The organism is Flavobacterium sp. 90, assembly GCF_004339525.1.
Lineage (GTDB): Bacteria > Bacteroidota > Bacteroidia > Flavobacteriales > Flavobacteriaceae > Flavobacterium.
Map to the genome: position 1 here is coordinate 721,616 of NZ_SMGE01000001.1, position 21,440 is coordinate 743,055.

At 33.7% G+C, this 21,440-nt stretch carries 8 protein-coding genes and 1 pseudogene; 1 reads left to right on the plus strand and 8 read right to left on the minus strand.

Annotation, left to right across the window (positions count from 1 at the left end; genetic code table 11):
- The first annotated feature begins 607 nt into the window (after nucleotides 1-607).
- Nucleotides 608-2,074, plus strand: a complete 1,467-nt coding sequence (locus tag C8C83_RS03000) for an MFS transporter (protein WP_121326372.1) — start codon at nucleotides 608-610, stop codon at nucleotides 2,072-2,074.
- A 719-nt stretch (nucleotides 2,075-2,793) separates the two neighbouring features.
- On the opposite strand, the gene C8C83_RS03005 is transcribed toward C8C83_RS03000, so the two are convergent.
- The 8 genes and pseudogenes from C8C83_RS03005 to C8C83_RS03040 form a co-directional block, all read right to left on the minus strand.
- Entirely contained in the window at nucleotides 2,794-4,287 is a 1,494-nt protein-coding gene (locus C8C83_RS03005) for a RagB/SusD family nutrient uptake outer membrane protein (RefSeq protein ID WP_121326373.1), read from the minus strand.
- 13 nt (nucleotides 4,288-4,300) lie between these two features.
- The gene (locus C8C83_RS03010; RefSeq protein ID WP_243653110.1) at nucleotides 4,301-7,315 is read right to left on the minus strand and encodes a TonB-dependent receptor; all 3,015 of its coding nucleotides are present in this window, start codon (nucleotides 7,313-7,315) and stop codon (nucleotides 4,301-4,303) included.
- Nucleotides 7,316-8,105: 790 nt separating this feature from the next.
- On the minus strand, nucleotides 8,106-12,233 hold the full coding sequence (locus tag C8C83_RS03015; protein ID WP_121326374.1) for a two-component regulator propeller domain-containing protein: 4,128 nt from the start codon (nucleotides 12,231-12,233) through the stop codon (nucleotides 8,106-8,108).
- Nucleotides 12,234-12,363: 130 nt separating this feature from the next.
- On the minus strand, nucleotides 12,364-14,325 hold the full coding sequence (locus tag C8C83_RS03020) for a glycoside hydrolase family 97 protein (protein WP_233565990.1): 1,962 nt from the start codon (nucleotides 14,323-14,325) through the stop codon (nucleotides 12,364-12,366).
- A 42-nt stretch (nucleotides 14,326-14,367) separates the two neighbouring features.
- Nucleotides 14,368-14,556: pseudogene (locus C8C83_RS03025) on the minus strand (fibronectin type III-like domain-contianing protein); the annotation flags it as partial.
- Nucleotides 14,557-14,598: 42 nt separating this feature from the next.
- Complete coding sequence (locus C8C83_RS03030) at nucleotides 14,599-16,161, minus strand: glycoside hydrolase 43 family protein (protein WP_121326377.1); 1,563 nt, start codon at nucleotides 16,159-16,161, stop codon at nucleotides 14,599-14,601.
- Nucleotides 16,162-16,181: 20 nt separating this feature from the next.
- On the minus strand, nucleotides 16,182-18,650 hold the full coding sequence (locus tag C8C83_RS03035; RefSeq protein ID WP_121326378.1) for a glycoside hydrolase family 95 protein: 2,469 nt from the start codon (nucleotides 18,648-18,650) through the stop codon (nucleotides 16,182-16,184).
- A gap of 168 nt (nucleotides 18,651-18,818) precedes the next feature.
- On the minus strand, nucleotides 18,819-21,350 hold the full coding sequence (locus C8C83_RS03040; RefSeq protein WP_121326379.1) for a glycosyl hydrolase 115 family protein: 2,532 nt from the start codon (nucleotides 21,348-21,350) through the stop codon (nucleotides 18,819-18,821).
- Nucleotides 21,351-21,440: the final 90 nt, after the last annotated feature.

The following is a 21,440-nucleotide window of genomic DNA, read 5'->3' on the forward strand; positions in this document are numbered from 1 at the left end:
TAATTATTTTTATAGCTAAAAAATTAAACAATAAACAATACAATAAGTAGTCCCGAAATAAAAATTACAAAATTGAAAGCGCTAATTCATTTTTCTTAAAGAACTCGTAAAAATAACGAACCAACAATAAAAGGCTATTTTTAGTGACATATAAAGGAAATAAAGAGGGGAAAATCTATAAAAAAGGAAGCTAAAACAACCGTTAGCCTAAATTCTTAAAAAAAGCATGAATCTATTAAATTGAGAAGCCATTTAACTCTTTAATTATTTAAAATGCAATTATTTTTTAGATACGTACTTAAGACGATTATACCCGTAAATTAAAAAGTGAGAAGAGCAATTTGAATTTACTTTTTTTCTAAATTAGGAAATTCAAGTAGCAATATAGATTCAATCGTTTCACTGAAACCAATTGTGCTTCAAATATGATATTTTAGGCTTCAAAAATGATAATCTTATTTTCAACTTTCACACTATTTTTACATTTCACATTCTGTTAAAATGCAGTAAAAAAGAAGTGCTCTGTTTTTATTAAAAAAGAATACTTTAAAAAGCAATTCCAAATTAAAAAAGCGGATAAAAACAGGTAAAAGCAATTAATAAATTTATGAGTGATACATCGCAAAAGCTTTCTGTATTAGAAAAAATAGGTTACGGTTTAGGAGATTTTGCAGCAAATTTAATTTTCCAGACTTTGCTGACTTTTTTAGCTTTCTTTTACACCGACGTTTATAAAATTCCGGCCGGTACAGCAAGTGTAATTATCTTTACGGGAGGTTTTATCGGTGCTTTTTTTAATATCATTATGGGGGTTATTGCTGATCGTACTCAAACTAAATGGGGAAAATTCAGACCCTGGATATTATGGACTGCTTTACCTTTTGGAATTGCTGCAGTTCTCTCTTTTCTTACTCCGGATTTCGGAATATCAGGCAAGATTGCTTACGCACTATTAACGTACTTTTTTTTAGTGATACTTTATTCGGCAAACAATTTACCTTATGTTGCTTTAAGCGGTGTTTTAACAGGCGATATGAAAGAACGAAACAGCCTTTCCTCCTATCGATTTGTTGCTGTAATGGTCGCTCAATTTATAATTCAATCACTTCTGTTGCCTTTAGTTTTAATTTTAGGAAATGGAGATAAAGCGGTTGGTTTTAAAAATACGATGCTGTTATTTGCCTTTGTTGGCGTCATTTGTTTACTAATTGCTTTTTTTTCGACCAAAGAAAGAATCATTCCCACAAAGAATCAGGAATCATCGGTTAAACAGGACTTTATCGATTTGTCTAAAAACGGACCTTGGCTGGTTATGGTGCTGGTTACTATTCTTGTTTTTATAACTTTATCCTTAAAGGGCGGAATGTATGTTTTCTACTTTAAATATTATTTAGATCCGGCTGCACAAACTGTTTTCCTGAATGATATTGGTTTTACGACATTTATTGACAGACTGAACAACTCTTTAACAGCAATGGGATTTGTAGATTTTCAGTGGCCAAAAGACGCTCCAACATCTGCATTTAGTCTTTTTAATGCCGGAGGAATTACTTTCATGATCTTTGGAATTATGTTTTCAAAACCTCTTGCGGATTCTTTTGGTAAAAGAAATATTTACATCTGTTTTATTTTCCTATCTGCTCTTAGTTTGCTGCTATTTAATTTTTACAGCAGAACAGCTATTGCAATTGTTTTTATAACCCAATTAATACATGGATTTATTTACGGAATAACAATTCCGTTGTTATGGGCAATGATTGCTGATGTGGCTGATTACAGTGAATGGAGAAACAATCGAAGAGCGACTGCTACTGTTTTTTCGGCAATGATTTTCGGACTAAAAATCGGAATTAGTATTGGCAGTGCATTAGGCGCAGCTTTTCTCTCTAAATATGGCTATGTAGCCGAAGAAGTTAATCAGGTTCCGGCAGCAGTAGAAGGAATTAAACTTTCTGTTAGTATTTATCCTGGCTTTATATTTATTATAAGTGCAGTTCTTTTATGCTTTTATGTAATAGATAAAAAAATGGAAATTCAGATCGAAACAGATTTAAAAGAAAGAAGAGGAATTTAAGTCATAAAGTCGAAAGTCGTAAAGTCAAAAGTTGAAAGAACTTATCATCAATTGAAACTTTTTAGAATCAATGAATTTCTCGTTTTATCTAGTTTTAAAAACGTGATACTATATTGTGATATATCTATATAATTAAGCTTTACAGATTAAACTAAACAATGGAAATCAATGGTTAAAATGTGCCTTTAGGTACTAAATATTGGTAGTCATTAGATTCCAAATATATTGGCGTGCCGTAGGTACGCAACAAAACGATAGCCATTGCGTACCTACGGCACGCTGGATTACTCCAATTCATGTTTTTTTCTACCAATATTTAGTACCTGACGGTACAAAAAAATGTGCCTTTAGGTACTAAATATTGGTAGTCATTAGATTCCATTTTTTTTGGCGTCCCGTAGGTACGCGACAAAACAATAGCCATTGCGCACCTACGGCACGCTAAATTATTCCAATTCATCTTTTCTACCAAGATTTAGTGCCTAACAGCACAAAATACAAATAACGATCTATTATGAAAGAATCGATATTTACACAGATTGGGATTTGCCATTATAAAAATTTCAGTAAGCATCTCAACCATCAATAATTTAAGCTGTTAGATTATAAATTCGTCAAACTTAAAGCATCTCTGTACTTACTAAAAAAACAAAGAGCGCATTTTACAATGCGCTCTTTGTCAATTACTAACTTAACTCAAACTTACCAAATTTTAATTTTTAGTAACCAGGATTATTATCACTTGGTTTTATATTAGGATTTGAAGATGTCTCTCTGTTTGGTATTGGCCATAACTCACTTTTACCAGTTTGAAAACCAGTTCCTGCTAATTCTGTAGCAGCAATTCCCCATCTTATAACATCATCAAAACGACTTTGCTCACCAGCAAACTCTACTTTACGTTCATGTACAATTGCAGTAAAAACAGCATCTTTTGTAGCCGTAATGTTAGTTGCTAAATTGGCTCTGTCTCTAACTTCTTTAATATATGCAATTGCCGTAGTTTGTGAACCTCCTGCTCTTTGGTTTTCACATTCGGCTTTCATAAGCAATACATCTGCGTAACGCATCACTTTGAAGTTGATACTTGAGCGTGTCGCTTCATCTTCTCTTATGTAGTAGTTTTGATATTTTTTCCAGCCTGCTCTTCTAATACCTGCAGAAGTCGTAAAATTACTTGCCACCATTACCTTGGTTCCTTTTAAATAAGTTGAGCCTGGTACATAAAAAGTATCTCCAAAACGATCATCCCCTACTTCATACGAATCTAACAAATCATCTGACGGATACACGTTATACCAACTTAAGTTACCATATTCCTGTCCTCTAAGTGTAGACTCTTCAAAACCAGTTCCCTGGCTATCACCAGCTGCACCCCATTGATCACCTGTTCCGTTTTTCTCGTCAAACTCAATCTCAAAAATGGATTCTTTACCGTGTTCTGTTTCTGCCATAAAGTTGTTGTAAAAACTGCCTTTATCTTCAAGACTGAATCCGGTAACGCCATTAAAAGCAACTAAAGCTTCATCATATTTTTTTTCATATAACAATACTTTTCCCAAATAGGCAAAAGCTGCTTCTTTATTAGCTCTTCCTGCAGATTCTGTTGTTCTTGGCAAAAGATTTTTAGTTGCAAATACAAGATCCTCTTCAATTAAGGCATAAACTTCTGCCTTAGGACTTCTTCCTTTGCCAACAATAGTTCCTGTTTTATAAATTGGTAAATCTCCAAATCGCTTCACTAAAAGAAAGTAATAGTAAGCTCTTAAAAAATGAGCTTCTCCTAAATATTTATTCTTTTTCTCTTGTGATAAAACAGAGTTTGCAAGAGCATTTATTTTCGCCTCATTATCCAGTACAAAATTAGCTCTGGATATTCCTATATAACAAGCTTCCCAATAATATTGAATAATATCATTTCCTCCATTAAAAGAAAAATCCTGAAATGGCTTTTTGTTTCCTTCTAATTGTGGGTTTCCCAAAGCATCATGAGCCATTAAATCCATTGCAAAAGAAAAATTTCTTCCGTAAAGTCCTCTTGTCTGTAGACCTGCATAAGATGCATTTACAGAAGATTGTACCTGCGCTTCGGTTTTAAAGAAGGTTTCAGGTGATAAAGTGTTGGGATTAGTTAATTCTAATTCACCAGTGTCACATGAAGTTATAGTTAAAACTCCGGACAGCACTATAAGTATATATTTTATTTTTCTCATTATCTTTTATAAATTAAAATGTAACATCAAGTCCAAAAATCACAGATTTTGGTTGTGGATATCTTCCTAAATCAATACCTGCAGAATTTGCATTGGCATCTGCACGTGCAATCTCAGGATCTAAACCGTCATATTTCGTAATTGTTACTAAATTTTGCCCGCTTACATAGAATCTTATTTTTGAGAAATAAGCCTTAAATGCATCTCCTGAAAATGTGTATCCTAAGGCTACATTTTTTAATCTTGTATATGATCCATCTTCAATATAACGCTGGTTTGCAGACGACCAGTTGATATCTGCTCCTTGTGCTCTTGGTAAAGTTGCAGATGGATTTGTTACAACACCATTTACAACAATTGCTCTGTCTAATACAGCAGTACTGGCATTAAACAAACGATTCATCCCTTTTAGGTCAAAAGTATTTGCGTTGTAAATATCGTTCCCCTGAACTCCGGTTATAAAACAGTTAAAATCGAAATTTTTGTAAGCTGCACTAAGATTTAAACCATAAGTAAAATCCGGATATGGATTCCCAATATTTGTTTTATCATTTGAATTAATTACTTTATTACCATCACGATCAACAATTTTAATATCTCCTGGTTTGATCGTTGTTTGACCTGGTCCAAAAACAGCATCTACTTCTGCCTGATTTTGATAAATTCCATTGGTTTGATATCCATAAAAATAGAATAACGGCTGACCTACTTCTAATCTGGAAAAGTTTTCAAGACCAGCTCTGGGTGTTGGACCGCCTAAAACACTTGTTACTCCAGGCGCTAAAGCGGTTACTTCGTTTTTACTTGTTCCTAAATTAGCTACAGCAGACCATGTAAAATCTCCCTTTCTGTCATTGTAACCTAATGATATTTCAAATCCGCTTACTTTTACATCTGCAATATTTTGAATTTGAGTTCCGCCACCCGCAGATCCTACAGAAGCAGGAAGGGGCACTGCAAAAAGAATATCACTACTTTTATTATTGAAATATTCAAAAGAACCTGTGAATTTATCCTCAAATAAACCAAAATCTAAACCTATATTTCTGTCTAGTTTTGACTCCCATTTCAAATTTGGGTTTGAAGCAACTCCTAAAGATACACCAGGCGCATTTGCTCCACCAATTGGATAATTATAATTTGCAATTAATGTTGCACTATATTGATAGTTATCAATCCTGTCATTTCCTGTTGTTCCTGTACTTGCTCTAAGTTTTAATGTACTGAAAACAGAATTTTCCATAAAATCTTCTTTAGCAATGTTCCAACCTACTGCAACTGAATAGAAGTTACCCCAGCGATTATTGGCTCCAAAACGAGACGAAGCATCTCTACGTCCTGAAACAGCAAGCAGATATTTATCATTATAATCGTAATTGATACGGGCGATATAACCAATATTTTTTTCTACATAATTAGCCGAACCTAAACTACCTTCATTATATCGCAACTGATCTATGTCATCTGAAATACTGTAACGGCTTCCTGCTGCTAAAGTTTGAGATTTTCCATCAATTTTAGTAATAACTCCTAATACTTCAAGATTATGTTTTCCTGCAATAGTCGTTTTATACGTTAAGCTGTTATCAAAGACAATAGTCTGACCTTGTCCATTTGTTTCATTTGTTGTAGAAAATGCTTGTTTATGATAAGAACCATCCTGAAAACTAGGAATAAAAGTATGATCCTTACTTGTATAATAATCTAAAGAAACTTGTGATCTGAATTTTAAACCTTTGTAAAGTTCCAGTTCAGCAAAGATGTTTCCGATTATAGATAATCCGTTAATTTTTTGATAACCCAAATTGGCTACACGCACAGGATTTTCTGCATCGTTACCATCAACAGCGCTAGGACCTTGATATCCTCCTAAATTATTTGTATTGTAAATAGGGAAATAAGGTGCCATTTTAATAGCATGCTCTAATAATGTTCTACCTCCTGAACTACGCTCCGGATTAGTAGTACTGAAAGATACACCGATATTGCTTCCTACTCTAAGTTTTCCAATATCCTGCGTATTATTAGCTCTAAAAGAATAACGTTCAAAACCGGTGTTAATAATAGCACCTTCTTGTTTCATATATTCGGCAGAATAACGGCTTGTAGAAGTCTCTGTACCATTTGAAAAACTTAGATTATAATCCTGCATAAGACCAGTTTGAAAAATCTGATCCTGCCAATTGGTATTTATATTTCCAAATTCAGCGGCTCTTGCTGTTAAATCACTTCCTAAGTCTTTGGCATATTGCAAATATTGCTGTGTATTTAACACATCATATCTTTTTGTAACCGTTTGTCCACCTACATACGTACTAAAATTTAGCTGTCCCGGACCTTTTTTCCCTTTTTTAGTCGTAACCACAATTACTCCATTAAAAGCTTTTGAACCATATAATGCAGTAGTAGAAGCATCTTTTAAAACTGATATACTCTCAATATCATTAGGACTTAATCCTGAAAGGTTACCTGTTAAAACTCCATCAATTACGTACAATGGAGCACTGTTACCCATTGTAGATAAACCACGAATACTAACAGTAGGACTTGAACCCGGTGCACCATTTACAACAGTAACACCTGCGGCGCGTCCTTGCAAAGCCGATTCTGCATTCGTAATAGGAACAGCGGCAATATCTTTTGAACTTACTGTTGAAATTGCCCCGGTTACCTTGGCTCTTTTTTGAGTACCATAAGCGACTACAACTTCACTTAAGCTTTGTGTAGATAATGCTAATACAACATCAATTGTTGCTCTGGTACCAACAGTAATTGTTTGTGAAACTAAGCCTACATAAGAGAATGTTATTTTGTCTGTAGGGTTAACTCCTTTTAAAGAGTATTTACCGTCAAAATCCGTTGACGCACTGTTTTTTGACCCTTCTACATTAACGCTCGCACCAGGTAAAGGAAATCCAGAGGGATCGGTAATTACCCCCTGTACGGTCTTTGTTTGTGCCATCACACTCTGACTGCCAATTATTAGCAATGTGATTATTGCAAATTTTAATTTTAACATCATTTTCATTGGTTTTTTTGTTTAGTTTAATAGTTGTTTGGTTGTAAAGTTTTTATCGTACTTATTATGGTATTAGCTCAGAAGCTATTCTCTTTTTTTTCAAATTTTAAAAGATCCTTTTTATACCTCTTTCTAAATCTATATTTCGCAAATCATAATTCATTAGCTAAATTTTGATTTAAAAAAAGAGCGTTTAATACCTAATTTTAGATTTCATTTCATACTGTAAAATTGTTTTAATGTGTTCATAATTACTTTAAGTTTATTTGATTTTGTTACTTCCAAAAATATAGTGTTAACATAAATTTCACATATTAAAAATGATGCAAAAACTATCAAATTTGTAGCATGAAACTTAATAAAATGAGCAAAATCAGCATTTAAGACTCATTTAGTAGTAAAAACATAAATAGGGTATTATTAAAATTGTGGCTTTTTTTTTCGCATGTAGAAAAAATAGAATAACATTTATAAATATTTAACAATGGCTTAAAAGTAAAACTGACTCTAATTGTTTTTTGTTTTAATAAAACCAAAGCCTAAATATTGGTTTATATTGAACTCAAGTTTTCGCGAACATTATCTATATTAAAAGCACAAAAAAAGACGGCATAAGCCGTCTTTTTCTTGTTTTACACAATCTTGTCATTTCGACGGAGGAGAAATCACACTAGAAACTCTACAATCAAAATCGCCTATCTTTATCGAATCCCGCGTGTGATTTCTCCTCCGTCGAAATGACAAAATCTTTGCGACTCTGCGACTTTGCGAGAGATTTATTCAATACATTAGAAAAAAATTACTGTTTGTTATTATGCGTAGGCAGATATCCGAATTTTTCTTTAAAACATTTTGTAAAATAAGAAGGCGAACTAAAACCGACTTTTATACTAATCTCGTTTATATTATCATTGCCCAATTCTATTAATTCTTTTGCTTTTTCTAAACGAACATTACGTATAAATTCATTTACTGTTATACCCGTAAGTGTTTTAATTTTTCGGTACAACTGGCTTCTGCTTAAAAAAACTTTCGATGCCAAAACCTCAACACTTAGCTCATATTCAGCCATGTTTTCATTAATATAATTCAAAACGTTTTTTATAAATTCATTATCCAAAGTGGTCGTTTTTTCTTTTGCCTTTGGAGTAATTCCGTTGTAAAATTTATTAAACATAATTTGTCTGCTCTTGATTAATTGAACTAAACTGGATCTTAAAATATCCATATCAAAAGGTTTACTCAAATACATATCAGCACCAGAATCAATGCCTTCTAATTTGTCTTTAATTAATGCTTTTGCAGATAACATCAACAACGGAATATGACTGGTTGTTAAATCTGCTTTAATACTTTTACATAACTCTAAACCACTCATAACCGGCATGATTACATCTGTCAAAATCAAATCAGGCAATTTTTCTAAAGCTAATTCTAAGCCGACCTGACCATTCTCTGCTGTTATAACTTTATACTCTTTTTTGAGTTCGTTTTTTAGATAATTCCGTAATTCTACATTATCCTCCACAATCAAAATAGTGTAAACCCGATCTTGTTTTTCCTGATCGTCAGATGAATCTATGACCGTTTTTTCAACAATTGGTGTAAAACTTATTTTTTTCTCCTTTTTAAATTCTTCCTGCAATATTTCATTTTCATTAAAGAATTCTTTTCCAACAGGAAATAACAATTTAAAAGTCGTACCAACTCCCAATTCACTTTTTACTTCGATTATTCCTTTATGCAATTCTACAAATCCGCGAACAACTTCTAATCCTATTCCTGTACTTCCGTAATACGCTTTATTTAAATTATTTACCTGATAAAAACGGTCAAAAATTCTTTTAATATCTTTTTTATCCAATCCCGCACCGGTGTCTTCAATAATAACCGCAAAAGAAGGATTCATTTTAGTTAAACTTATCAGCGGAAAGCGAACTAATTCCTCATCAACTACTATTTTTATCCTGATTTTTCCGTTATCCGGAGTAACTTTAAAAGCATTTGAAATTACATTGAAAATAATTTTTTCGAACATTTTAGGATCTATCCAATCTTTTAATGCTGTTTTATTGGACTCAAATTCCAGTTGAATTCCACGGCTAAAGGCTTCTTCATCAAAATAGCTGACAATTTCTTTTGTAAAACCAACGATTTCAATTAGCTGTACTTTTAATGGCATTTTATTAAACTGCAACTGATTAAAATCCATTAACTCATTGATTAATCTTGAAAGCCGATCTGAACTTTTTTGAATCGTCTGCAATTTATTCAATACTACATCCGGTACTTCCTGGCTATTATTTTTGATGATATCTGCTAATGGATTTAAAATCAAAGTAAGCGGAGTTCTAAACTCATGCGAGATATTGGTAAAGAATTGTAATTTTTTATTGTTTAATTTTTCAATCTGAATTGCTTTTGTCTTTTCAAATTCTATCATTTGTTTTTGTTTAAAACGATTCTGATAGTATTGATTAGCAAAATAAATCGCTGCCAATAATAATAGAGAATAAAATAAATAGGCAAAAGATGTTTTCCACCAGGGTGGTAAAATTTCAATTCTTAATTCTAATGGTTTTTGACTCCAAACTCCATTTTTTTCGGATGCTTTAAGTTTAAAAACGTACTTACCCGGAGTTAAATTCGTATAAGTTGCCGAGCGTTTATTCCCAACATAATTCCAGGAATCTTCAAAACCTTCTAAATAATATGCAAATTCATTTCTGGCGGGAAACGAATAATTAATCCCAATAAAATCGATGGTAAATACAGATTGATCGTGTCTGAGAATTATCTTTTTTGTTTCTGAAATTACTTTTACTAATGGTGAGTTTTTTTCAAGAGGTCCAACTGATTTATTAAAAAGCTTTAGATCTGTCAAGTAAATTGGAAGCTGTTTTTTGCTTTTAACTAAATTTGCGGGATTAAAGTAATTTAAGCCTTGATAACTCCCAAAGTAAAGGATTCCGTTTTCGTCTTTCAGAACAGAATTATTATTAAAATCATTTCCTAGTAAACCATCAAAAGTAGAGTAATTGACAGTTGTTTTGCTTTTCAAATCCAAGCGGCTAATTCCTTTTTTTCCGCTTAACCAAATGTTTCCATCATTAGATTCTACAATCGAGGATATTGATTTTTCATGAAGTCCTTTGAAATTTATATACCATGTCAGAACAGCCGTTTTTTTATTGTAACTAAACAATCCGGCTCCGTCTGTACCAATCCAGATTTCTTTATTTTTAGCCTCATATAAAGTATTAATAGTATGTGTACTTTTATGATTTTTAAACTTTTCAGACATTTTATCCCGTAAGGAAGTAACCGAAAAAGAAACAAAATCTTTCGTACTGACTTTGTATAAACCTGTTGTTGAACCCACCCAAACATCATCATCTGAATCCACCATCACTTGTCTGATGTCTATATTTGCAAGTCCAAATTTCAAAAATTCTTTAGTATTGCAATGGTGAAATTGACTGTCTGAAGGCGTATAATAATGCAGCCCTTTTGCAAAAGTTCCAATCCAGATCACACCTCTTGAATCTTCATTAATACTCATAATATTGTCTGAAGCCAGATTGGGAGTGTTTTTTGTATTGTAATTAATAAAGCTTCTGCTTCCTTTTTTTAAAAGAAAAATCCCTTCATTCCAGCTGGACAGCCAGATATTTTGCTTTTTATCAATAAATACTTTTGTGATATTATCATTGGTCAATCCGGAATAAGAACTGGCATCTGATTTTGTAATATGTTTAAAATATTTAGTCGCCGGATTGTAAACATCAACACCTCCGCCTTCCATAGAAATCCATAATTGTCCCTGATGATCTTTAGCAATACTGGTTACACAATTGGTTTGTAATGATTGCGAATTTCCAGGCAAACTTTCTATAATATTTACCTTGCTGTTTATTCGGTCAAAAACACCTAATCCTTTATTATAATAACCGAGCCAGATTCTTTTTTCTTTGTCTAAAAATAAAGACCAGACAGAATTTGAACTTAAACTACGATTATCGAATCTGCTGTTTACATATTTTTTCTGAACAATTCCCTGGTCATTTACAATAATTAAACCGTCATTTTCTGTTGCACAAAGTATTGTTTTAGAATCTGTTGCCATTATTGACATAATTCTTTTTCTGGTAATAGGATAAGAAACAACCTGCTTAACTTTAGAATATAAATCTACTTTAACCAGACCTTTATATCCATTGCCAATCCACAAGTTTTGTTTGCTGTCAAAAAACATGGATACAATTGTCCCTGAAAGCAATTTATTGTCGTTGCCAATACTTACTTTTTTAATCTCCTTTTTTAGTGGATCTAATACTTTTAAACCAACGTTGGTGCCTAAATAAATCGTTCCTTTTTTGTCTTTTACCAAGCAGTTTACGAGATAATTTGGTTCATCCTGTTTGATGTTCGTAATTTCCCGGGATTTAACATTTAGTTTCAGTAAACCATTATTAAAAGTTCCTAAAAAAAGATTTCCATCATTGTCTTCAATGATGCTTTTTACCGAAACTACAGCTTCTTTTTTGCTTTTTTTCCGAAGATCAATATTTTCAAAAGTATTTAAATCCCGATTATAAAGACACAATCCCTCATCTGTACCTACCCACAAACGGTTTTGAGTATCTACATATACAATGTAAATTAAATTGCTATTGATAGAATTACGCTGCTTTGAATTTTGCTCATAACCCACATAATTTATTCCATCATATTTATATAAACCCGCACCATTTGTTCCCATCCACATAACCCCAAACTGATCCTGTGCAATGGTGTAAATTCCACTTTTTGACGTGTCATTATCTACTAACCGAAATCGGTAGTTTTCAAATGTATTTTGAGAAAACAAGTTGTTTATTATAAAAAACAAAATGCCAATGGCTCTAAAACATTTTTTTGGGGACATTTTAAAATTATTATTAAATTAAAATTCAATGTGTATTGTTTAATAAAAAACCAATTATTTGCCAAACACAATTATTAAAAAAAATCTGCAGAAATCCGTTTAATCCGCATAATCTGTGGGCTTTTTTTAACTAATTCTCCAGAAGCATTCCGCCATTACTTGGAATTTTTATTTCGACTTCCTGATTATTTTTGAGCTTTATTGTTTTTGCTTCTCCATTTAATTTTTCATCATCAAAATAGCCGGTTAATGATGTTCCAGAAATAATCATTGGCAATTTCATTTTAATTTTCAAAGTTTCTTTTTGAGCATTTATCCCTGCTATATACCATTTGGTTCCTTTTCGGCGTGCCAGAACTACATATTTACCCGGATATCCTTCTAAAAAGCGAACTTCATCCCAAGTCGTGGGAACTTCTTTCATAAAATTTATTGCCCAAGACGGAGCATCAGTCAAATTGTTTGGCGCCAATGCAAAATGTTGAACACCGCTTTGAAAAAGTACCGCTGTCGCTAAAGCAAAGACATCAGAAGTAATTCGTTTTGAACCTTTGTTTGGAGTATTATCACTGTTGTAAAATTTATTCAAAGCACTTCCTCCAAAATCCATACTTCCCACAGTATTCCGAATAAAAGTATGTGTTGCCGCATTAGTCGCTTCATTGTCACAGCTTCCTTGTCCAAAATGCAGATTCTCGCTTGCTAAAACAGCTTCGGCAGAAGCAAAATTAGGATACATACGCTCCCAGCCTCTTGGCAATGTACAACCGTGAAAAATAACCAATAAGCCAAAATCATTCGCATCTTTCAAGATATCTTCATACAACTTCATCATTACCTGTTTGTCACCTCCAAAGAAATCTACTTTTATCCCTTTTACATCGATACTTTTTAGCCACGCCATTTCCTTACGACGGATTATACTATTGTCCATCATTCCTCTTGGTCCTTGAGGTGCGTCATTCCAATATCCATTTGAATTGTACCATAAATACAAGCCAACCCCTTTTTCTGAACCATATCTGGCAAGTTCTGCAATTTTATCTTTTCCAATTTGAGTATCCCAAAGTGCATCGACTAAAATCGTTTGATATCCCATTGCAGCACTAAAATCGATGTACTGTTTTTGCACCGGAAAAGTGGTATTGTTATCCATTTTCATGATCCAACTCCACGAGCCTTTGGTATATTGATATTCTTTTGAAGCTTCGTATTTTGGTTTAACCAAATCAAAAGGAATCGTAGTTTCTACAATGGGAGCCAGAGTTTCGCCAACTGTAATAGTTCTCCAGGGCGTTTCTCCAATAAGCGGTATTCCTGGAGCGGTTGTTCCGTTTCCGTTATTTTCTCCCGCCATTGGAAAACCAATCGTGTATAATCCTTTATCGTGTCCAAGTAATCTGCTGGCGCAATAACCGCTGTCTACGCCGGTTTCTGATATTAAAACCCAACCGTTATTATTTACTTTAAAAAGACAAGGAAATGTGTAACCTTCGCCAAATCCGTTTTCTCCCATAGGAGCGTCTAATGTATACGATGTTTCATAACTTGGCGCTGTTCTGGCATATCCTGTCATTGGTTTACTTTGCGGACAAAGAAATGTAGTTGTGCCTTGCGGCAAAAGAAAACCAGAAGCTTCTTCCTGAACCACACAAGAACGACTATCGTTTTGCGGATATATTTTATATTTGAATGCTGCATTATTATTGCTTACTCTAAATACAATATCAAACGCTTCTTTACCTTCTTTGCTGAAAGAAAAAACAGCTTCATTAGCTTCATAATGTACATTGCTGTTTTTGATATTAGGAAGCTGATATTTTTCGTCAATTTTATTTTGAATTGGATTCGTTTTTAAAACTAATCCTGTTGTAAAATCACCAACATTGGTTTTTAGACCAAGCGGAGACTTTTCTAAAAACAATTTTTCATTGTACGAAAGGCTGTAAAAAGGCTGACCGTTAGAAACAAAAAGAGAAACTTTAAGTTTTCCATCAGGACTTTTTATAACTGATTGTGCGTTTAAGTTAAAAAAACTAAACGCACATAAAAACAAAACATATTTAAAACTCATAATTCGCTGTAGATTCATTACTTTTTTTTATTTATAAAGAAATTCAAGAAACAATTCAATTTATTTAACAACCAATTTAGTACTTTTTAAGTCTTTAGCACTAGAACTAGTTCCATAATATACTTCATATTCACCATTTATTATATTTATTCCTCCGGTTTTAGCATCATAAAACTCAAATGAAGAAGCAGGTAAACTGATCATAACATTTAGCTTTTCGCCTGCTTTTAGATCAATTCTTTTAAAAGCTTCTAATGTTTTTTATTTTGAATTATAGATTTTGCTAATCATTTATTTTTCAATTTTATTGTCAATATGGAAATAATCAAAATCAACATAACCACCTAAATCTCTCTCTGCATAATTAAAAAGTCCAAATCGATAACCCATAAAATGAGGAAGTGTATAAGGCAACTTTATGGTGTTTCCTATACTAATCCATTTTTTGCCGTCGAGACTATAGTAAAATTTGCCTAAATCGGCTTTGTCTTTAAAATTGCATGCTGCTTTAAAATAGATTTTATTTCCTGAAAAAGGAACGCTTTTAATTTCTTTTGAAATACCGTCTACAGTTTCAATCATGACAATTCTTTTTGATCCGTTTTCGGATTTTACGCCAACCAAACCAAAATCTTTTTGCAATAAAGAAAGTCCGGCAAAATCACCATCTTTCATTTTAGATACTTCCAACAAAGTAGTTCCTGAACATTCTGGCCCAAAAGTTCTTTGTGTCAGCGTATTTTTAGCCTGAGTAAAAGTGTTTGTTATTGATGCTGTTTTTAATCGTAAATATCCTTGTCTTTCTTTAACCGACCATAATGAATTATCAGGATTGTGATTCCATTGCCAAACTAAGGGTAAATCTTTGTCTCCTTTTTTTCGGCTGAAATCATCAGAATTTACAATTCCCGGAATTAATCCTTTACTTTCTGGTAAATCTAAGTATTGTGGTACTTTATTGTTTTCGCCCAGAATTGGCCAGCCGTCCACCCATTTCACGGGAACAAAATACGGAATACGTCCTACGCCTCCATAATCTCTAAATAAATACGAAAACCATTTTCCGTCAGGAGTATCAATTAAGCCGCCTTGCGCAACACCTAAATCCTGCAAACCAATTTTCCCTTCCCAAGGACCTGTAATTTTATCGGCTCTGTGAATCACTACGGTGCGCATTCCGTCTTTTGGCCAAACGATATTAAAGAGATAATATTTGCCCTTAATTTTATATAATTGCGAACCTTCTGCGCCAAGCATAATATTATTTCCTGCTGGACTGCTCGCATTTTCTATCAAAACCTGATTTAATCCGTCTTCTTTTATTCCTGATAAATCAGATTTTAATTCTTTGATAAAAAGCTTACCATTTCCGTACACGATATAAACCCTGCCATTGTCATCAAATAAAATACTGTGATCGTGATATGCGGGACTAAAACTAATTTCTTTCCAAGTTCCTTTTTCAATATTTTTTGTGGTGTATATGTAAGTCTTTCCGGTTGTCTGCGCAAAAGTGGTCACATAAAATGTATTGTTATGAAATCTAATATTACTTGCCCAGGAACCTCGACCATAGTTATTTTTACCATTATAGAGATTTAGTTCATCTGTATTTCCAAGACTATTTGAGGCATAGTTTATTATTTTCCAGTTAATCAAATCTTTTGATTTCATGATTGGAACGCCCGGACTCATGTGCATCGTGGTACTGCTCATATAATAATCATTGCCAACTCTAATGATTGACAAATCCGGAACATCGGCGAAAATTACGGGATTCTGTGCTTTGTTTTTCTGAGCATGAGATCCGGTTATGATTAAAAAAATCGCTAATAGATTATATATTATTTTCATAATTCTTAGTTCTAATTTTTTTAGTTTGAATCAATTAAAAAAGTATAAATTTTACCCTTTTCAGTTTTTACATCATATAAATAAGTCTGCGGAATAGTTAAAGCTTTTATATTGGATTCTTTGGAGATAAGAGGTTTAGCAGTTTCATTTAACTGATAAAAAGGATTGCCGTTTTCTCCAGAAGCTGTTTTAAAGTTTTTAGGATCTTTTGCAATAATTTTATTTCCGGTTCTCAATCTAAGATTTCCTCCAAGATTTGACTTAATATTTACAGCGATTAGTTTTCCTTTTTCCCATTTCATATCCATAATTTCAAAGCCTCCGCGGGCCTTTAAACCTGTTATTTCTCCATATTCTTTTAATGCATCGGGAAGAGCAGGAAGTAAATGAACCGCACCATCAGAACTTTGCAGAAGCATTTCTGTTATTCCGGATGTACAGCCAAAATTTCCATCAATCTGAAATGGCGGATGTGCATCAAAAAGATTATTATAAGTTCCGCCACCGTCTTTATTGACACCAAGTGGCGTTAATTGATTCTGAATTAAACTATAAGCGTGATTGCCATCCTGCATTTTTGCCCACCAATTGACTTTCCATCCCATGCTCCATCCTGTAGATACATCTCCTCTTTGAAGCAAGGTATTTTTTGCTGCTGCAAAAAGTTCCGGCGTTCTGTAAGCCGAAATTTGATTCGAAGGATATAAGCCATATAAATGCGAAATATGACGATGATTGTCTTTTGGATCATCAATATCATCCAGCCATTCCTGAATTTGATTGTATTTCCCGATCTGCATTGGCGGAAGCATTTTTCTCAATACTTTTAAACTATCTCCATATTCTTTGTCTTTTCCCAGTATTTCTGATGCTCTGATAACGGTGCTAAAAACATCAAAAACAATTTGATTATCCATTGTAGAACCCGCTGTTATTGTTGAACCCTGATGTGCTTGTGGAGCATTTTCGGGAGAGTTTCCCGGTGCAACTACCAGCCATCCATTTGCCGGATCTTTTACTAGAAAATCCGAATAAAAATCGGCAGCACCTTTAAGCACTTCATAAACTGATTCAAGATATTTTTTGTCTCCGTTATATAGATAATGTTCCCATAAATGCTGGCTTAACCAACCTCCGCCTGCGTTCCAAACTCCCCATGTTGCGCCGTCAACAGCTCCGTTAATTCTCCATATATCTGTATTATGATGTACCATCCAACCGCGTGCGCCATACATTACTTTTGCTGTTTCTTTTCCTGTGTCTGCGAGTTCTCGAATCATTTTTAGCAAAGGCTCGTGCATTTCAGATAAATTTGTTTTCTCGGCTGGCCAATAATTCATTTCTGTATTTATATTGATCGTGTATTTACTATCCCAGGCAGGATTCATACTGTGATTCCAAATGCCCTGAAGATTGGCTGTCTGACCGCCGGGCTGTGAAGATGAAATCAATAAATATCTACCATATTGATAATATAAAGTCACAAAAGAAGGATCTGCCGTATTTCTGAAATTAGCCAGTCTTTCGTCTGTTGGCAGCTTGGAAGCTTCTGTTCTGCCCAAATCAAGTTGTACTCTTTTGAAATATTTTTGGTAATATTCCAAATGAGCTTTCTTCATTTTATCATAATTCTTATCGAATGCTTTATCCAAAAAAAACTTTGCAATTTCTTTTTCCTGCCCTGAAATATCATTATAATTAATAAAATTCGTAGCAATAGAAACGAAAATGAGAACTGAATCTGCTTTATCAATTTGTATTGAATTATCGACCGCTTTTATGTTTCCTCCAATAACTTTAAATCTGGCAAGTGCATTAAAATTTACCTTTCCTTCAACACCTTCATGATCGCTGGAAGTTCCGCTTAGCGAAAGTTCATTACTATTTAATAAAGTAATTAATTGTTTTTTATGCTCCGAATTGAAACTTGCTTTAAAGGATAACTTCCCCGGTTTATCTGCCGAAAGTTTTATAACCAAAACGCGATCCGGAAAAGACATAAATGCTTCTCTCGTATAAGTAATTCCATCGACGGTGTAAACTGTTTTTGTAACTGCTTTTTCAATATCGAGTTCGCGATAATAATTGATATAATTTTGATGATTTGAGAAGTCCAACTGTAAATTCCCAACAGGCTGAAACATTTGTCCTTGCGACTTTTTACTAATTATATTTTCATTGGTTAATTGTTCCGCTTTTTTATATTCTCCCTGAAAAATAAGTTTTCTGATTTCGCTCAGGGCATCTTTTGCTTTAGGATTATCGTTTCTGTTCGGACTTCCGCTCCATAAAGTGCCTTCATTTAATTGAAAGACTTCTTTTTCGACATCACCATAAACCATAGCTCCCATAAATCCATTTCCAATTGGTAATGCATTTTCCCAAACGCTATTAGATGGAGTTTTATACCAAAGTTTTAGATCATTTGCTTCTTGTGCAGCTAATGAAATCCCTAAAAACAGTAATATGGTAATTAAATATTTTTTCATGTTTATTCTAATTGAATTATATGTTTGTCCACAACAATTCCTAATTTTTTTTGCCACGAATTACACTAATTAGCACTAATTTTAAAAAATCTGAACAAATCTGTTTGATTCGTCTAATCCGTGGACTCTTTTCCTATAAGTATCATTATCGAGAAGCAAAAATTATCATTAAAAACCATCTCCAGAGATTCTCTCACTTTCCGGCGCACCGAGATAAGACGGTTTTAATCCGCCCGTGTTTATTAAAATCTTCTCGAGAACAATTCCGGGATCTAAAACTCGGAAACGTAAGATGTGTCTTCCTGCTTTCAAAATTTGATGTGCCGTTACCGAATGTATGATATGTTCTGCCTGCCATTTTCCTAATTCACCACGGTATTTTCCGTTAAAATTTGCAAGCTGTGGATTTTCATCATCAAAAGAAACTTCATAACGTAGCCCTTTGTTACTGTTGAAATTAAGCGTAGGCGCTAATAGTAATTCAACATTAAAGTTTCCTGCTGAAGCAAAATCAATTTCATATTCTACGAAAATATTCTCCTGTTTATCAGGATAAAGGTTTTGCGGAAATGTAGTAATACCACTTTTTGTTTTTCCAAAATCAGGAATCACTTCCCAATGTATTCTTTCTGAATTATTTGCTTTAGAAAAATGTTCTGCCTCGATAGCAACATAACCATCTTTTTCAACAAATACCTTTCGTGTTATCTTCTCAGATTCCGTAACATATTTTACATCAGGCAAAATGTTTTTGGGAGAATCATTCCAGTTTTTGTAACCAATACGCATTTGATCCATTATATGAGACCATTTCCCGCCGGCAATTTCATTATTGTATTTGTTTTGAAGTACCGAATCCCGAGCGAACTTTGCCTTCACTATATCTGCATAATAATTGGCTTCAATGTCTTTTTGTTCGAAAAGTTTTTTGTTCTGAGCTTGTGCAAAATACATTTCGTAAAGATTGCTGCAAGCGTCAATAGGATATAAAACGAGCTGAAAATAAGCATCTTTATATTCCTCAGGTAAATCATTGTAAACTCTATAAGCATCAAGTGCCAAATTCTTGTAATCATTCACAACAGTTTGAAATTCATTGTAGTTTCCAAGACTATACGTTTGGCTGTCGAGCATTTCGGGTGTTACGCGACGGTTGAATTTTGGATACCTATTTAGAAACCCTGCAATCTCTTTTGAATGTTTTTTGCCAAATTGTTCAGCAGCCCAATTCTCGGTAAATTCAAATAGATTCTGCGCATTAAATTTCTTGGGATTCCATGCCATATCCAGAAAAAAACTGATTGGAAACTCCATTGGTTTTAGATCTCCAACATTAACAATCCAGACTTTATCGACACCATGTTCATAGCTTAGATTCATTTGTTCCCAAACTCTTTGTATCGGACTTATATTAATCCATTTTGAGTTTCTTGGACCGCCAACATAATCAAAGTGATAATACATTCCGTAACCACCTTTATGCAATGGTTTAGTGAGATTAGGAAGTTTTCGAACATTGCCCCAGTTATCATCACAAAACAATAAAATCACATCGTCCGGCACTCGCATTCCCTGATCATAATAATCCTGAACTTCTTTGTATAAAGCCCAAACCTGAGGCGTTTTAGACGGAATTTGCCCTGTTTCCTGTGAAATAATTCGGCGTTGTTCTTTTACAATATTCTCGAGCAGACTTATATTAGTTCCTTGGCTCATTGCTTCGTCACCGTCTCCGCGCATTCCAATGGTTACTAATTTTTCCCAGTTTTTACTTCGGGCAATACCGGTTTTCCAAAATTCATCTAAAACGGTTTTATTTTTGGAGTAATCCCAAATATTTGGAAGGTTATTTTTTTTAATATACCGATGCCAATCTGTTTGAGCCAAAGCCATTGGTTCATGGTGAGATGTTCCCATTATAATGCCCATTTCATTTGCAAGTGGTCCGCTGGCGGGATCATCATCATAAAAAGCACTTCCCCACATTGCAGGCCAGATATAATTGGATTTTAAACGAAGTAATAATTCGAAAACCTTCTCATAAAACTTGCTGTTAAATCCTCCGAAGGTCTTTTTTGCCCATCCGCTTAATGCTGGTGCTTCATCATTCAAAAAGATTCCTCTGTATTTTACGGCAGGTTCTCCATCTGTGTAAGTTCCTTTTATAAAACAAAGATTTTCACTGTGTTTTACCGGAACATCTGCCCAATAATACCACGGTGAAACTCCTATTTGCCTCGATAATTCATAAATCCCGTAAATTGTTCCTCGTTTGTCACTGCCTGCAATTACAATGGCTTCTTGAACTCCTTTGAATGGATTTTTAACATTCTGAATAATAAATTTTTCATTTTTCCCTTTCAGCTCTTTTCCATCAATTTTCTTTTGCTTTATTAAATCGTCAATCACTGAATTACCTATCATTCCAATTATAATAAGTGCCGAAGTATTAGCGGGACTTTGATTAAAAACGACAGGTTTTGCACTGGTAACTTTCTCAAAGTCTGATTGCAGATTGTATACGGCACGCATAATACCGGCATCTAATGTGGCATTTATAAGAAAAGAAGGCGTTATTGATTTATCTGCCAGAACCAAAACATTAGAACTTTTTTCATGTATTATGAAAGGTTCTGCTGCTTTTAAAGGACTATAAAGACAGATAATCAATACGCTAATATATGTTGAAAGTCTTTTCATTCTGTTTTTCTTAGTTATGTGAATCAAGGGTTGGATATACAACTTTTTGGTTTTCAACGGAGACCTAACAGGTTTTAAAAACCTGTTAGG

Bases quoted from the DNA above. Each gene is read 5' to 3' on its own strand.
- C8C83_RS03000 (WP_121326372.1), top strand. From the start codon at position 608: ATGAGTGATACATCGCAAAAGCTTTCTGTATTAGAAAAAATAGGTTAC.
- C8C83_RS03005 (WP_121326373.1), bottom strand. From the start codon at position 4,287: ATGAGAAAAATAAAATATATACTTATAGTGCTGTCCGGAGTTTTAACT.
- C8C83_RS03010 (WP_243653110.1), bottom strand. From the start codon at position 7,315: ATGAAAATGATGTTAAAATTAAAATTTGCAATAATCACATTGCTAATA.
- C8C83_RS03015 (WP_121326374.1), bottom strand. From the start codon at position 12,233: ATGTCCCCAAAAAAATGTTTTAGAGCCATTGGCATTTTGTTTTTTATA.
- C8C83_RS03020 (WP_233565990.1), bottom strand. From the start codon at position 14,325: ATGAATCTACAGCGAATTATGAGTTTTAAATATGTTTTGTTTTTATGT.
- C8C83_RS03030 (WP_121326377.1), bottom strand. From the start codon at position 16,161: ATGAAAATAATATATAATCTATTAGCGATTTTTTTAATCATAACCGGA.
- C8C83_RS03035 (WP_121326378.1), bottom strand. From the start codon at position 18,650: ATGAAAAAATATTTAATTACCATATTACTGTTTTTAGGGATTTCATTA.
- C8C83_RS03040 (WP_121326379.1), bottom strand. From the start codon at position 21,350: ATGAAAAGACTTTCAACATATATTAGCGTATTGATTATCTGTCTTTAT.